This is a genomic window from Halomonas meridiana (genome assembly GCF_009846525.1).
GTDB lineage: Bacteria > Pseudomonadota > Gammaproteobacteria > Pseudomonadales > Halomonadaceae > Vreelandella.
In genome coordinates this window covers 3,257,908-3,273,721 of record NZ_CP024621.1, presented here as the reverse complement: position 1 = coordinate 3,273,721, position 15,814 = coordinate 3,257,908, and the positions used below count along the sequence as shown (strand labels likewise).

General features: G+C 56.5%; 8 protein-coding genes and 2 rRNA genes. 9 read left to right on the top strand and 1 reads right to left on the bottom strand.

Features of this window, described 5'->3' with window-relative positions; genetic code table 11:
• The first annotated feature begins 160 nt into the window (after window positions 1-160).
• The 5 genes from rluD (at window position 161) to ilvN (ending at window position 7,301) form a co-directional block, all read left to right on the top strand.
• Window positions 161-1,120, top strand: coding sequence for a 23S rRNA pseudouridine(1911/1915/1917) synthase RluD (gene rluD, locus CTT34_RS15575; protein WP_159343238.1), 960 nt, complete (start codon window positions 161-163; stop codon window positions 1,118-1,120).
• Window positions 1,117-1,872, top strand: a complete 756-nt coding sequence (gene pgeF / locus CTT34_RS15570) for a peptidoglycan editing factor PgeF (protein ID WP_159343237.1) — start codon at window positions 1,117-1,119, stop codon at window positions 1,870-1,872. The genes rluD and pgeF overlap by 4 nt, the downstream gene beginning before the upstream one ends.
• A 128-nt stretch (window positions 1,873-2,000) precedes the next feature.
• A complete protein-coding gene (gene clpB / locus CTT34_RS15565; protein WP_159343236.1) occupies window positions 2,001-4,580 on the top strand; it encodes an ATP-dependent chaperone ClpB in 2,580 nt (859 codons plus the stop codon).
• A gap of 505 nt (window positions 4,581-5,085) precedes the next feature.
• Window positions 5,086-6,810 carry an acetolactate synthase 3 large subunit gene (locus CTT34_RS15560; RefSeq protein ID WP_159343235.1) on the top strand — a complete coding sequence of 575 codons (1,725 nt, stop codon included), beginning with the start codon at window positions 5,086-5,088 and terminating at the stop codon, window positions 6,808-6,810.
• Window positions 6,810-7,301: an acetolactate synthase small subunit gene (gene ilvN / locus CTT34_RS15555; RefSeq protein ID WP_030074339.1), complete on the top strand. Its 492-nt coding sequence runs from the start codon at window positions 6,810-6,812 to the stop codon at window positions 7,299-7,301. Before CTT34_RS15560 ends, ilvN begins: the two co-directional genes overlap by 1 nt.
• 90 nt (window positions 7,302-7,391) lie before the next feature.
• On the opposite strand, the gene ilvY is transcribed toward ilvN, so the two are convergent.
• A complete protein-coding gene (gene ilvY, locus CTT34_RS15550) occupies window positions 7,392-8,279 on the bottom strand; it encodes an HTH-type transcriptional activator IlvY (RefSeq protein ID WP_159343234.1) in 888 nt (295 codons plus the stop codon).
• A 194-nt stretch (window positions 8,280-8,473) separates the two neighbouring features.
• Here ilvY and ilvC point away from each other — a divergent pair, with 194 nt between their 5' ends.
• The 4 genes from ilvC (at window position 8,474) to CTT34_RS15530 (ending at window position 15,695) form a co-directional block, all read left to right on the top strand.
• Window positions 8,474-9,490: a ketol-acid reductoisomerase gene (gene ilvC / locus CTT34_RS15545; RefSeq protein ID WP_044630358.1), complete on the top strand. Its 1,017-nt coding sequence runs from the start codon at window positions 8,474-8,476 to the stop codon at window positions 9,488-9,490.
• Window positions 9,491-9,636: 146 nt separating this feature from the next.
• Window positions 9,637-10,524 (top strand): CDP-diacylglycerol--serine O-phosphatidyltransferase, encoded by an 888-nt coding sequence (pssA, locus tag CTT34_RS15540; protein WP_159343233.1) that lies wholly within the window; start codon window positions 9,637-9,639, stop codon window positions 10,522-10,524.
• A 455-nt stretch (window positions 10,525-10,979) separates the two neighbouring features.
• Window positions 10,980-12,512, top strand: a 16S ribosomal RNA gene (locus tag CTT34_RS15535).
• A 292-nt stretch (window positions 12,513-12,804) separates the two neighbouring features.
• A 23S ribosomal RNA gene (locus tag CTT34_RS15530) occupies window positions 12,805-15,695 on the top strand.
• The 16S and 23S rRNA genes sit together here, the layout of an rRNA operon.
• Window positions 15,696-15,814: the final 119 nt, after the last annotated feature.

The following is a 15,814-nucleotide window of genomic DNA, read 5'->3' as shown; positions in this document are numbered from 1 at the left end:
AAAAGCGACGATGGCCATAAGTAGAAATGGTAGAATAGGTCGCAGTGAGCCCACTATAAAACACCTAGACGCAAAACGCAGGCTTAGCGACACGTCGCAACGGCAAGTTGTACATCTTGGGTGGTTTGTTTGGGCGGTTAGCGTCTTAGAGAGGTTATTCATGTCTCGTATTGTTGAAGCCACGCAGCGGGTGCCCGCCACGTTAGCTGGCGCACGTTTGGACCAAGCGGCAGCGGAGTTGTTCAGTGATTACTCTCGCGAGCGTTTGAAAGCGTGGATCAACGCCGGTGAGCTCACCGTCGATGGTGCCAAGGTCAAGCCGAAAGCCAAACTGCACGGCCATGAAGTGCTGACGCTCAACGCGACCATCGAAGAGGACACGCGTTTCGAGCCCCAGGACATTGCGCTGGACATCGTCTACGAAGACGATGACGTCATCGTCATCAACAAGGCAGCGGGCATGGTCGTGCATCCGGCGGCGGGCAACCCGGATGGCACTTTGCTCAATGCGCTACTGCATCATCACCCCACACTGGCGGAAGTGCCCCGGGCGGGCATCGTCCACCGCCTGGATAAAGACACCACTGGCCTGATGATGGTCGCCAAAACCTTGCCCGCCCAAACCGTGCTGGTGGAGCAGCTTCAGGCGCGCACCGTGTCGCGTCAGTACGACGCCATCGTAATCGGTAAGCCCGTGGCGGGGAGCACCATCGATGCGCCGATTGGCAGGCACCCGAAAGACCGTAAGCGTCAGGCAGTGACGGCTTCCGGCAAGCCAGCCGTGACGCATTATCGCGTGGTCGAGCGCTTTCGTGCCCACACCCACGTGCGCTGCCAGCTAGAAACCGGCCGTACCCACCAAATCCGTGTGCACATGGCCCATGCCCGCTATCCGCTGATTGGCGACCCGCTCTACAGTGGCCGTGCCAAGCTTCCGCCGGGGGCAGCCGGGCCGTTGAAAGAGATTTTGCGCGAGTTTCCTCGCCAAGCGCTGCATGCTCGCAAGTTGAGCTTCGTACACCCCGTCAGTGGCGAAACCCTCACTTTTCAAGCCGACCTGCCCGATGATCTACTAATGTTGTTGGACTACCTGCGCGAAGATAGCGAGACCATGCGATGAGCGATGCCATAGACCTGCGCCCGACGCTACTGCTACCGGACTGGCCCGCGCCCGCCAACGTGCGGGCCTTTGTGACCACGCGTGAAACGGGGCCGAGCCAGAACGATTTCGCGGCCTTCAATCCGGCCGCTCACGTGGGCGATAACGCCGACCATGTGGCGCTGTGTCGACGATTGCTTCAAAAAGAGATTGGCGATGACCGCCCGCTGCTGTGGCTTAACCAAACCCACGGCGCGCGGGTGCAGCAGGAGTACCAAAGCGATGCACCCGATGCCGATGCTGCGCTTGCCAACAGCCGCGAGTACGCTTGTGCCGTGCTCACCGCCGACTGTTTGCCAGTGCTGTTTTGTAATCGCCAAGGAACGCAGGTAGCGGTGGCCCACGCGGGCTGGCGCGGACTGGCAGGCGGCGTGCTGGAAGCCACGGTAGCTGCCATGAACTGCGACCCCGACGATGTTCTGGTGTGGTTAGGCCCTGCGATCTCCAATGCCCAGTTCGAGGTAGGGCCAGAAGTGTACGGCGCTTTCGTCGCAATACACCCAGATACGGCCGACGCGTTCGACCACAGCCCGTACCGGCTTGGGCACTATATGGCCGATTTGTATCGGCTCGCCCGCTTTCGCCTGGAAGCTTTGGGCATTCATCATATTAGCGGCGGGCACTTCTGCACCGCCTGCGAGTCGCGCTTCTACTCCTATCGCCGTGATAACGGCAATACCGGCCGCATGGCAAGCGTGATCTGGATCAACTAATCGCCACTTGAAATGCGTGGATATGACGCCATTTAACTTGTCAAGCTAATCGTCTTTAGCACGTTCAACGACAGGTTATTGGGAAACGCCGTGGGTCCAAACGCACGGCACTCCCCAGGAGGCACGTCATGCGATTCGATAAATTCACTGCCAAATTACAGGCCGCCATTGCCGAGGCGCAGTCTCTCGCCGTGGGCCAAGGCCATAACCAGCTCGATCCCGCGCACCTGCTGCTGGCACTGATCGATACCAAAGAAACCGGCATCAAAGCGCTGATCGAGAAAGCCGACGGCAGCAGTTCACGCCTGCGCGACGGTTTGCAGCGTCAAATGGACGATTTGCCCAAAGTCGGCCAGTTCGATGGCGACGTTCAGCCCTCTCGTGATTTCGTCAAGCTGATCAATCTTACCGACCGTGAAGCCCAGAAGCGCGGCGATCAATTCATCGCTTCAGAACTCGTGCTGCTGGCCGCATTGGAAATGAACAGCGCCATCACCAAACTGATGAAAGAGGCGGGATTAAGCCGTAAAGGCCTAGAGGCGTCCATTGACAGCCTGCGCGGCGGTGCCAAGGTCGACGACCCCAATGCGGAAGAGCAGCGTGAAGCGCTCAATAAGTACACGCTGGACCTGACCCAGCGCGCGCTGGACGGCAAGCTCGACCCAGTGATTGGCCGTGACGACGAAATTCGCCGCACGATCCAAGTGCTACAGCGTCGCACCAAAAATAACCCGGTACTGATTGGCGAGCCCGGCGTGGGTAAGACCGCCATTGTCGAAGGCTTGGCTCAGCGTATCGTCAATGGCGAGGTGCCCGAAGGTCTGAAAGAGAAGCGTGTGCTCTCATTGGATATGGGCGCGCTTCTAGCCGGGGCTAAGTTTCGCGGTGAGTTTGAGGAGCGCCTGAAAGCGGTACTGAAAGAGCTCTCTCAAGAAGAGGGGCGAGTGATTCTGTTCATTGACGAGCTACATACCATGGTGGGGGCTGGGAAAGCCGAAGGCGCGATGGATGCGGGCAATATGCTCAAACCGGCGCTGGCGCGAGGCGAGCTGCACTGCGTAGGTGCCACCACGCTGGATGAGTACCGCAAGTACATCGAAAAAGACGCCGCGTTAGAGCGCCGTTTCCAGAAAGTGCTGGTGGACGAGCCTACCGAGGCCGATACCATCGCCATTCTGCGCGGCCTGAAAGAGCGCTATGAGGTCCACCACGGCGTCGATATTACCGACTCGGCGATTATTGCCGCTGCCAAGCTCTCGACACGTTACATCACCGACCGCCAGTTGCCAGATAAAGCTATCGACTTGATCGATGAGGCGGCGTCGCGGATTCGCATGGAGCTGGACTCCAAGCCTGAAGAGATGGATCGTCTCGACCGTCGCCTCATTCAGCTCAAAATGGAGCGTGAAGCGCTTAAGAAAGAGACCGACGAAGCCACCAAGAAACGCTTAGAAGCACTCAATCAGCAGATTCATGAGCTGGAGCGTGAATACGCGGACTTGGATGAGATTTGGAAGGCGGAAAAGGCCAGTATCCAAGGTGCGGCTCAGTTTAAGGCGGAGCTTGAGCAAGCGCGTATCGACCTTGAGCAAGCGCGCCGCCAGGGCGATTTAGGTCGTATGTCGGAAATCCAGTACGGCAAAATTCCCGCGCTGGAGAAGAAGATCAGCGAAGCGGGCGAAGGTGAAGCAGACACCGCCAGCCATCAGCTGCTGCGCTCCAACGTCACGGAAGAAGAGATCGCGGAAGTGGTTTCTCGCTGGACAGGCATTCCTGTCTCTAAAATGCTGGAAGGCGAGCGGGACAAGCTGCTGCGCATGGAAGACGCCCTGCACGAGCGCGTCATTGGTCAAAACGAGGCGGTCGAGGCCGTCGCCAACGCGGTGCGCCGCTCTCGGGCGGGCCTTGCCGACCCCAACCGTCCCAACGGTTCGTTCCTATTCCTCGGCCCGACCGGGGTGGGGAAAACCGAGCTGTGTAAGTCGCTGGCCAATTTCCTGTTCGATACGGAAGAGGCCATGGTACGCATTGATATGTCGGAGTTTATGGAGAAGCACTCCGTGGCCCGCTTGATTGGCGCACCTCCCGGCTATGTCGGTTACGAAGAAGGTGGCTACTTGACCGAAGCCGTGCGCCGCAAGCCCTACTCGGTGCTGCTGCTGGATGAGGTGGAAAAAGCGCACCCGGATGTGTTCAACATTCTGCTGCAAGTGCTGGAAGATGGCCGCTTAACCGATGGTCAGGGTCGTACCGTCGACTTCCGTAACACCGTGATTGTGATGACCTCCAACATGGGCTCAGACATCATTCAACGCATGGGCGGGGATGATAACGACTACGAGCTGATGAAAAACGCGGTGATGGAGGTTGTGGGTAACCACTTCCGCCCTGAGTTGATCAACCGGATCGATGAAGTGGTCGTGTTCCACGCCCTCGGCCAAGAGCAGATTCAGGCCATTGCTGGCATTCAGTTGGAGCGCTTGAAGGCACGGCTTGCGGAACACGATCTGCGCCTGGAGTTGAGCGACGATGCCATGGCGCAGCTCGCGGTGGTGGGCTTCGATCCTGTCTTTGGGGCACGGCCGCTCAAGCGCGCTATCCAAAGCCGCGTCGAAAACCCGCTGGCGCAGAATCTGCTGGCAGGTAAGTACCTTCCCGGTACGACCATTCACATCAGCGCGGAAGAGGGTAAGCTGGTGTTTCACTAATCATGCCGTCTCGTAGAGCCGGACTTGGCGCAATTCCGTGCGGGGATTGCGCAATGATATAGGGCAAATGCCCCGTCAGCGCCGCTGTCGGGGCATTTTTTTGCGCTGACTGCGACCTTTGTTGCGTTTGGCTGGATCGGAGGTTGACAGGCTAAGGGTGCTAATGGAATCTTGTGGGTTCCTGATTTGCGGGCGCGGAACCAACGGGCAACCCCTCATCCCCGCGCGAAGGGTAGGCTCACGCCTCTACCCGCCGAAGGACTTCCGGGCTTGGGCTAACCGCCTGACCTGGCCAACGCCCCGACACGGTAAACCGCCGTGTAAGGGAGACGCTCTTTATGGTCGACATAGATGAGCGTTCCCGATGAGAGTGCAGGCCCTAACCGGGCCATATTGCCAGGGTTTGGCATCAGGTGCCGGCATGGGCCGGCAGCGGCATACCGCCGCACTCGACCCCGCAGGATGTCCTGCGGATCGCACTCGAGACCTCCAGGGGAGAAACACAGTGGAACTGCTTTCCGGCGCAGACATGATCGCCCGCTTCTTGCAAGATGAGGGCGTCGAATACATTTATGGTTATCCCGGTGGTGCGGCGCTGCATATTTACGACGCGCTGTTCCGCCAAGACAAAGTGAAGCACATCCTCGTGCGGCACGAACAGGCAGCCACCCACGCTGCCGACGGCTATGCCCGTGCTTCCGGCAAGCCCGGCGTGGTGCTGGTGACCTCTGGTCCCGGCGCTACCAACGCGGTGACTGGCATTGCGACCGCCTACATGGACTCCATTCCTATGGTCGTGCTATGCGGCCAGGTCATGAGCCACTTGATTGGTGACGACGCCTTCCAGGAAACCGATATCGTCGGCGTGACGCGTCCTATCGTGAAGCACAGCTTCTCGATTCGTCACCCGTCCGAGATTCCTGAAGTATTGAAAAAAGCCTTCTATCTGGCATCGACCGGTCGTCCTGGCCCGGTGGTGGTGGATATTCCTAAGGACATGACGGCCCCCACCGAGCGCTATGAGTACGTGTACCCGAAAAAGGTCAAACTGCGCTCGTACAATCCGGTAACCCGTGGCCATACCGGGCAGATCAAAAAAGCCGTCGAAATGATGCTGAAGGCCAAGCGCCCAGTGTTCTATACCGGCGGTGGCGTGGTGACCGGCAAAGCAAGCGAAGGCTTGACCGATTTGGTGAAGCAGCTTGGTTTCCCGATTACCACTACGCTGATGGGCATTGGTGCGTACCCACAAAGCGACCGCCAGTGTCTGGGGTGGCTGGGCATGCACGGCTCGTATGAATCCAACATGGCCATGCACCATGCTGACTTGATCATTGCCATTGGCGCGCGCTTCGACGACCGAGTGACCAATAACACGTCGAAGTTCTGCCCAACAGCGAAAATCATTCATGTCGATGTCGACCCAAGCTCGGTATCCAAGACCGTACGTGCTGATGTGCCGATCGTAGGGCCAGCCGCCAGCGTCATCAACGAGATGATTAGCCTGGTGCAGGGGAACGCCATCGCGCACCCCGACGCGCTGACCGAGTGGTGGCAGAAGATCGACGGCTGGCGCGCCGAGCGTGAAGGAAAGCTCTACGAGCCTTCCAAGCCCGGCGAAGTGCTGAAACCGCAAGAAGTCATCGAAGCGCTGTGCCGAGTGACCCGTGGCGAAGCGTACGTCACCACGGACGTGGGGCAGCACCAGATGTTTGCGGCGCAGTACTACAAGTTCGACAAGCCGAATCGTCTGATCACGTCAGGCGGGCTAGGCACCATGGGCTTTGGCTTCCCTGCTGCCATGGGCATCAAGCAAAACTTCCCGGACGACGATGTGGTCTGCGTCACCGGTGAAGGCAGCTTTCAGATGATGATGCAAGAACTCTCCACCTGTAAGCAGTACGGCGTGGGCGTCAAGATCGTCAACCTGAACAACGCATCGCTCGGCATGGTGCGCCAGTGGCAGGATTTGAACTACAAATCTCGCCATGCGCACTCCTATATGGAGTCGCTGCCCGACTTCCATATGCTGATCGAAGCGTACGGGTTCACCGCGATCACCGTGACGACGCTAGACGAGTTGGAACCGGCGCTGGAGCGTGCGTTTGCCAACAAGCATGAGTTGGTCTTCCTGGACGTGAAGGTCGACCCCCATGAACACGTCTATCCGATGCAGGTACCGCTGGGTGCTATGCGTGACATGCTGCTGTCTAAAACGGAGCGTACCTGATGCGTCATATCATCTCGATTCTGATGGAAAACGAACCGGGTGCGCTGTCACGTGTGGTCGGGCTCTTCTCCCAGCGTAACTTCAACATCGAAACGCTGAACGTGGCACCGACGGAAGACCCGTCGCTGTCCCGCTTAACGGTCACTACTGTTGGCGACGACCGGGTGATTGAACAGATTACCAAGCACCTCAACAAGCTGATCGATGTGGTCAAGCTGGTGGATCTCACTGAAGGTAACCACATCGAGCGTGAATTGATGCTGGTGAAGGTGAAAGCGCTTGGCGCTGCTCGCGATGAGGTGAAGCGTACGGTGGATATCTTCCGTGCCCAGATCGTCGACGTGACACCCAGCCTCTACACGGTGCAGATTACCGGTGACGCTTCAAAACTAGATGCCTTCTTACAGGCCATGGCCCCGGTGGGCATTCTCGAAGTGGCGCGTACCGGGGTATCCGGTATTGCCCGTGGTGATAAGGTGCTGTCGCTGTAGCCTGCGCCGAGTCGCTGGAAGGTATCGACGAAAAACCGCCCCTTGCTGGGCGGTTTTTTTGTGCGTGCCTCGTCATGGATGGTCAGCACATCAACGCGGAGTCACTGCCGCCCAAAACGCGTCGATCATCGGGTTTTTGAGCCGTCGGTTCAGCACGCAGAGGCCAACGTCGTAGTGGGGTAGCTCAGGCTTGACGTTGAGTATCTGCACGCGCTCTGCCAGCGGGCTATTGTCCAGCACGATCTTGGGAACCACGCCCACGCCAAACCCAAGCCCCACCATGCTCACAATGGCTTCATGCCCAGCAACCTGGGCATAAATACGCGGTGCAATGCCCATGGCTTTAAACCACGTATTGGCATACTCCCTGGAAAGACCCGCTTCCGACAAAATCATCGGCACGTGCTGCCACTGCTCGGCGGTGGAGCTTTCCGGCTGCTGCGGTAGCCACGCATGCGGTTCGGTCGGTGCAATGAACAGCAGTGGCGAGCGGGTTAGCGACTTGAAGGCCAGCGCGCTAGGTGGGATACGCGGCCGCGGCGTGATGGCCATGTCATCAGCACCTTCCAGTACCCGCGACATCGCATCGGCAGGGTCGCCAGTATGCAGCTTGAGTTCGATGCCAGGGTGACGGGTACGTACATCGCTGAGCAATTCATACAGAAAGCTGTAGCTCGCCGTGACGGAGCAGTAAATGCTGATTTCGCCGCTGAGCTGCGCTGTGGTGGCGGCCAAGGTGCGTTTTTGAGTTTCCCACTGCTCTAAGGTCTCTTTGGCATAGCGTTGGAACGTGATGCCTTGAGGGGTGAGCGTCACGTGGCGGTTGTCCCGTTCAAACAGGCGCGTGCCTAGCTCGCTCTCTACCTGTTGAATAGAGCGGCTCAGCGTCGATGGGCTGATATGACTAAGCTCGCTGGCGCGGCCAAAGTGCAGCGTATCGGCCAGGGTGACGACGTGTTTGAGTAGACGAAAATCCATAAAGGCCGACATCCTAATCGTGATTTCATAATATGAAATAGTATGTTGCAAACATAGCGTTTTACGCAATGGGTGCGCTGCCGTAGAGTGACCCCAACGCCGAATCCTAGTGCTGCAAAAGACGGCACGGGTGGCCATCAACGCTGACCTATACGCAAAAAAGTTTTGGTTTCATCGACTTCTGGAGTTTCGCCATGCACGTTTATTACGATAAAGATTGCGACCTGTCCCTTATTCAGGCTAAGAAAGTCACCATCGTTGGTTACGGCTCGCAGGGCCATGCACACGCTAACAACCTGAAAGAGTCGGGCGTCGACGTGACCGTTGCCCTGCGCAAAGGCTCCTCTTCTGCAGCGAAAGCAGAAGCGGCTGGCTTGAAAGTGGCGAGCGTGCCGGAAGCGTGCAAGACCGCTGACGTGGTCATGATCCTGGCGCCGGACGAAAACCAAAAAGCCATCTACGAGCAGGAAGTCGAGCCGAACCTGAAAGAGGGCGCGACGCTGGCGTTCGCCCACGGCTTCAACATTCACTACAACCAGATCGAGCCGCGTAAAGATCTCGACGTGATCATGATCGCGCCGAAAGCGCCGGGCCACACCGTTCGTTCCGAATTCGTCAAAGGCGGCGGTATTCCGGACCTGATCGCGATTCACCAAGATGCGTCTGGCAGTGCGAAAGAGCTGGCGCTCTCCTACGCAGCCGGTGTTGGCGGTGGCCGCAGCGGTATTATCGAAACCACCTTCAAAGACGAAACCGAAACCGATCTGTTCGGCGAGCAAGCGGTCCTGTGTGGCGGCGCCGTCGAGCTGGTAAAAGCGGGCTTCGAAACGCTGACGGAAGCCGGTTACGCCCCGGAAATGGCTTACTTTGAGTGTCTGCACGAGCTCAAACTGATCGTCGATCTGATGTACGAAGGCGGCATTGCCAACATGAACTACTCCATCTCTAACAACGCAGAGTATGGCGAGTACGTAACGGGGCCTGAAGTGATCAACGACCAGTCTCGTGCGGCGATGCGTAACGCACTGAAGCGTATCCAGACCGGTGAATACGCCAAGATGTTCATTCAGGAAGGTAACACCAACTACCCGTCCATGACGGCACGCCGTCGCCTGAACGCGGAACACGAAATCGAGCAGGTAGGTGCCAAGCTGCGCGGTATGATGCCGTGGATTGCTGCCAACCAGCTGGTCGACAAGTCCAAAAACTAATCGACGCATCGAGTTACCCACGCCCCGACGCGCTGCTTCGGGGCGTTTTTCGTTGTCTATGGCAATTGGCTGGTCGCCTGGGCGTCACCGTGTAGAATGAAAAGAGATCACTTTCCGTGTGACTTCACTTTAAATGGATGACACTTATGACCCAGGATGCTCGCGATCAAGAGCACGGCAACACGCAGCCTTCCGAGACGTCGGCCAGCGGTGACTCCCCACAACCCGCAACGACAAAGGACGATACCGTCGGTAATGAAGATCTCGCCGCGGCGTTCCTGCGGGAAACCGAGGTCGTGGAAGAGGCCGTCGAAGACGGTAAGAAGATTCGCCGTAAAGGGATCTATCTACTGCCCAATCTGTTCACGACCTCCGCGCTTTTCTCCGGTTTTTTTGCCGTCGTCGCTGGTATCAACGGTGAGTTCACCTCGGCGGCCGTGGCCATTTTCATTGCTATGGTGCTGGATGGGCTGGATGGCCGTGTGGCGCGCATGACCAACACCCAAAGCGAGTTCGGCGCTGAGTACGACAGTCTTGCCGATATGATCTCGTTCGGGATGGCACCGGCATTGGTCGCCTTTACCTGGATTCTCCAAGATATTGGCAAAACAGGCTGGGTGGTGGCGTTCCTTTACGTTGCCTGTGCTGCGCTGCGCTTGGCACGCTTCAACGTGCAAATTGGTAGCGTCGATAAAAAATGGTTTATCGGTTTGCCTAGCCCTTCTGCAGCGGCGCTGGTAGCTGCCAGCGTGTGGACGTTTCACAGTTTCGATGCCGATGCGTTTGGCTTCAAACTGCTGATGCTCGTCGTCGTCGGTGCGGCCGGTATTTTGATGGTGAGTAACATCCGCTACTACAGCTTCAAGGACCTTGATTTCAAAAAGCCGGTACCTTTCGTAGTGCTGTTGGCCGTCGTGCTGGGCTTTGTGATGATCTCCGTCGAGCCGTCGGTCATGCTGTTGCTGCTGTTTGCAGCTTATGTGTGTTCAGGCCCTATCTTGGCCGTCATGCGCAAAGCCAAACCCAAGCGCTAAACTTCTTGAAAACTTTTTCACATTAGCTCTTGCCAACCCGGCTTCGAATCCGTAAAGTACGCATCCGCTGCCGGGGACGCCAAGCGTTACCAGCGGTGAATGAGGCTAAAAACCTCTGGTTTGTCAGGAAGTTAGCGCCATCTCGTTATTGATTGGATCGCTCGCTTCACTCGCTGAAAACAGCGGTTGACAAACACCACGGAATGCGTAGAATACGCCTTCCTCGCTAAGGCAACACGGTTCAGGTCATCGAGCCGGCACAGCGAAACAGCTCTTTAACAATTTGATCAGGTAATTCATGTGGGCGCTTGCCGATGAGGGTGAATCATCACCTATTATCAAGGCAAGCGACTCGTCAAACAGGCTTCGGCCTAATGAATGAATTCGTTTGACCCTTGAGCCAAGTTTGGTTCGCTTCTGTGGCTTTGGTCACAGGCAAGAACCGCATTGATCTTAAACTGAAGAGTTTGATCATGGCTCAGATTGAACGCTGGCGGCAGGCCTAACACATGCAAGTCGAGCGGTAACAGATCCAGCTTGCTGGATGCTGACGAGCGGCGGACGGGTGAGTAATGCATAGGAATCTGCCCGATAGTGGGGGATAACCTGGGGAAACCCAGGCTAATACCGCATACGTCCTACGGGAGAAAGGGGGCTTCGGCTCCCGCTATCGGATGAGCCTATGTCGGATTAGCTAGTTGGTGAGGTAACGGCTCACCAAGGCAACGATCCGTAGCTGGTCTGAGAGGATGATCAGCCACATCGGGACTGAGACACGGCCCGAACTCCTACGGGAGGCAGCAGTGGGGAATATTGGACAATGGGGGCAACCCTGATCCAGCCATGCCGCGTGTGTGAAGAAGGCCCTCGGGTTGTAAAGCACTTTCAGCGAGGAAGAACGCCTAGCGGTTAATACCCGCTAGGAAAGACATCACTCGCAGAAGAAGCACCGGCTAACTCCGTGCCAGCAGCCGCGGTAATACGGAGGGTGCAAGCGTTAATCGGAATTACTGGGCGTAAAGCGCGCGTAGGTGGCTTGATAAGCCGGTTGTGAAAGCCCCGGGCTCAACCTGGGAACGGCATCCGGAACTGTCAAGCTAGAGTGCAGGAGAGGAAGGTAGAATTCCCGGTGTAGCGGTGAAATGCGTAGAGATCGGGAGGAATACCAGTGGCGAAGGCGGCCTTCTGGACTGACACTGACACTGAGGTGCGAAAGCGTGGGTAGCAAACAGGATTAGATACCCTGGTAGTCCACGCCGTAAACGATGTCGACCAGCCGTTGGGTGCCTAGCGCACTTTGTGGCGAAGTTAACGCGATAAGTCGACCGCCTGGGGAGTACGGCCGCAAGGTTAAAACTCAAATGAATTGACGGGGGCCCGCACAAGCGGTGGAGCATGTGGTTTAATTCGATGCAACGCGAAGAACCTTACCTACTCTTGACATCCTGCGAATTCGGTAGAGATACCTTAGTGCCTTCGGGAACGCAGAGACAGGTGCTGCATGGCTGTCGTCAGCTCGTGTTGTGAAATGTTGGGTTAAGTCCCGTAACGAGCGCAACCCTTGTCCTTATTTGCCAGCGCGTAATGGCGGGAACTCTAAGGAGACTGCCGGTGACAAACCGGAGGAAGGTGGGGACGACGTCAAGTCATCATGGCCCTTACGAGTAGGGCTACACACGTGCTACAATGGTCGGTACAAAGGGTTGCGAGCTCGCGAGAGTCAGCCAATCCCGAAAAGCCGATCTCAGTCCGGATCGGAGTCTGCAACTCGACTCCGTGAAGTCGGAATCGCTAGTAATCGTAGATCAGAATGCTACGGTGAATACGTTCCCGGGCCTTGTACACACCGCCCGTCACACCATGGGAGTGGACTGCACCAGAAGTGGTTAGCCTAACGCAAGAGGGCGATCACCACGGTGTGGTTCATGACTGGGGTGAAGTCGTAACAAGGTAGCCGTAGGGGAACCTGCGGCTGGATCACCTCCTTAAACGATGTCTTCCCCTCGCGGTAAGCGCTCACAATGAATTACCTGATCAGAATGCTGTTGTTACGCAGTGATAAGCGCTGTTTTTACGTTAAAAAAGAAAAGGTCTTTCTTTTCCTTTTAAAGTGAAAAAAGCATCCGCTTATCACTGCGCATAGCAGTCGCTCTTTAACAATGTATATCATGCTGACATGAACGTTTGTTGAAACGTTCATACGTAATTGTTAAGTGATACGTCTCAAGCGTATCCGGCAATCGTTGTCATTGCGAGATACCAGACCCCTTCGGGTTATAGGGTCAAGCAATGAAGCGCACACGGTGGATGCCTAGGCAGCCAGAGGCGATGAAAGACGTGGTAGCCTGCGATAAGGTTCGGTGAGGTGGCAAACGACCTGTGACCCGGACATCTCTGAATGGGGAAACCCACTCAGCACAAGCTGAGTATCCTACGCTGAATACATAGGTGTAGGAGGCGAACCAGGGGAACTGAAACATCTAAGTACCCTGAGGAAAAGAAATCAACCGAGATTCCCCTAGTAGCGGCGAGCGAACGGGGACCAGCCCTTAAGCATGTGACTGATTAGGCGAATACGCTGGGAAGCGTGGCCATAGTGGGTGATAGCCCCGTAGCCGAAAATCTGATCATGTGAAATCGAGTAGGTCGGGGCACGAGAAACCTTGACTGAAGACGGGGGGACCATCCTCCAAGGCTAAATACTCCTGGCTGACCGATAGTGAACCAGTACCGTGAGGGAAAGGCGAAAAGAACCCCGGAGAGGGGAGTGAAATAGATCCTGAAACCGTGTGCGTACAAGCAGTAGGAGCGGACTTGTTCCGTGACTGCGTACCTTTTGTATAATGGGTCAGCGACTTATATTCAGTGGCGAGGTTAACCGTATAGGGGAGCCGTAGGGAAACCGAGTCTTAACTGGGCGACACAGTCGCTGGATATAGACCCGAAACCGAGCGATCTATCCATGAGCAGGGTGAAGATTGAGTAACATCAATTGGAGGCCCGAACCAGGATCTGTTGAAAAAGATTTGGATGACTTGTGGATCGGAGTGAAAGGCTAATCAAGCTCGGAGATAGCTGGTTCTCCTCGAAAGCTATTTAGGTAGCGCCTCACGTATCACCGCCGGGGGTAGAGCACTGTTTCGGCTAGGGGGTCATCCCGACTTACCAACCCGAGGCAAACTCCGAATACCGGTGAGTGCGAGCGTGGGAGACACACGGCGGGTGCTAACGTCCGTCGTGAAAAGGGAAACAACCCAGACCGTCAGCTAAGGTCCCCAAATCCTGGTTAAGTGGGAAACGATGTGGGAAGGCTCAGACAGCTAGGAGGTTGGCTTAGAAGCAGCCATCCTTTAAAGAAAGCGTAATAGCTCACTAGTCGAGTCGGCCTGCGCGGAAGATGTAACGGGGCTAAACCAGGTACCGAAGCTACGGGTTCATCCTCTGGATGAGCGGTAGAGGAGCGTCGTGTAAGCCAATGAAGGTGTGTTGAGAAGCATGCTGGAGGTATCACGAGTGCGAATGCTGACATGAGTAACGATAAAGGGAGTGAAAAACTCCCTCGCCGGAAGACCAAGGGTTTCTGTTCGACGCTAATCGGAGCAGAGTGAGTCGGCCCCTAAGGCGAGGCCGAAAGGCGTAGTCGATGGGAAACGGGTCAATATTCCCGTACCGGACATGATTGCGATGGGGGGACGGAGAAGGCTAGGTGAGCCAGGCGTTGGTTGTCCTGGTGAAAGTGAGTAGGCTGGTGTCTTAGGTAAATCCGGGACGCTAAGGCCGAGACACGAAACGAACGGACCACGGTCCGGAAGTCATTGATGCCACGCTTCCAGGAAAAGCCTCTAAGCTTCAGATCATGTGCGACCGTACCCCAAACCGACACAGGTGGTCAGGGTGAGAATCCCAAGGCGCTTGAGAGAACTCGGGTGAAGGAACTAGGCAAAATGGTGCCGTAACTTCGGGAGAAGGCACGCCGGCGTAGGGTAATGGGACTTGCTCCCCGAGCCCGAACCGGTCGAAGATACCAGGTGGCTGCAACTGTTTAGTAAAAACACAGCACTCTGCTAACGCGCAAGCGGACGTATAGGGTGTGACGCCTGCCCGGTGCCGGAAGGTTAAGTGATGGTGTTAGGCCTCGGCCGAAGCTCTTGATCGAAGCCCCGGTAAACGGCGGCCGTAACTATAACGGTCCTAAGGTAGCGAAATTCCTTGTCGGGTAAGTTCCGACCTGCACGAATGGCGTAATGATGGCCACGCTGTCTCCACCCGAGACTCAGTGAAATTGAAATCGCCGTGAAGATGCGGTGTACCCGCGGCTAGACGGAAAGACCCCGTGAACCTTTACTATAGCTTCACACTGGACGCTGATGTTGCCTGTGTAGGATAGCTGGGAGGCTTTGAAACCCGGACGCCAGTTCGGGTGGAGCCAACCTTGAAATACCAGCCTGGCATCATTGGCGTTCTCACTCAGGTCCGTTATCCGGATCGAGGACAGTGTGTGGTGGGTAGTTTGACTGGGGCGGTCTCCTCCCAAAGCGTAACGGAGGAGCACGAAGGTACCCTCAGCACGGTCGGACATCGTGCAATGAGTGCAAGAGCATAAGGGTGCTTGACTGCGAGACAGACACGTCGAGCAGGTGCGAAAGCAGGTTCTAGTGATCCGGTGGTTCTGTATGGAAGGGCCATCGCTCAACGGATAAAAGGTACTCCGGGGATAACAGGCTGATACCGCCCAAGAGTTCACATCGACGGCGGTGTTTGGCACCTCGATGTCGGCTCATCACATCCTGGGGCTGAAGTCGGTCCCAAGGGTATGGCTGTTCGCCATTTAAAGTGGTACGCGAGCTGGGTTTAGAACGTCGTGAGACAGTTCGGTCCCTATCTGCCGTGGGCGTTGGATGTTTGAGAAGAGCTGCTCCTAGTACGAGAGGACCGGAGTGGACGACCCTCTGGTGTTCCGGTTGTCACGCCAGTGGCATTGCCGGGTAGCTATGGTCGGACGGGATAACCGCTGAAAGCATCTAAGCGGGAAGCCCCCTTCAAGATGAGACATCCCTGAGGCCTAGAGCCTCCTAAAGGGCCCAGCGAGACCAGCTGGTTGATAGGCACGGTGTGGAAGCGCTGCAAGGCGTTGAGCTAACGTGTACTAATGGCCCGTGAGGCTTGACCCTATAACACCCAAGGGGTCTGGTCGCGATGATAACGATCGAGTGGATCGCCACTCAGAGAACCGGATACGCATCCGCCAGCCAAGGCGCTGACGGAAAGAGACGATCACAAAACACGTCAC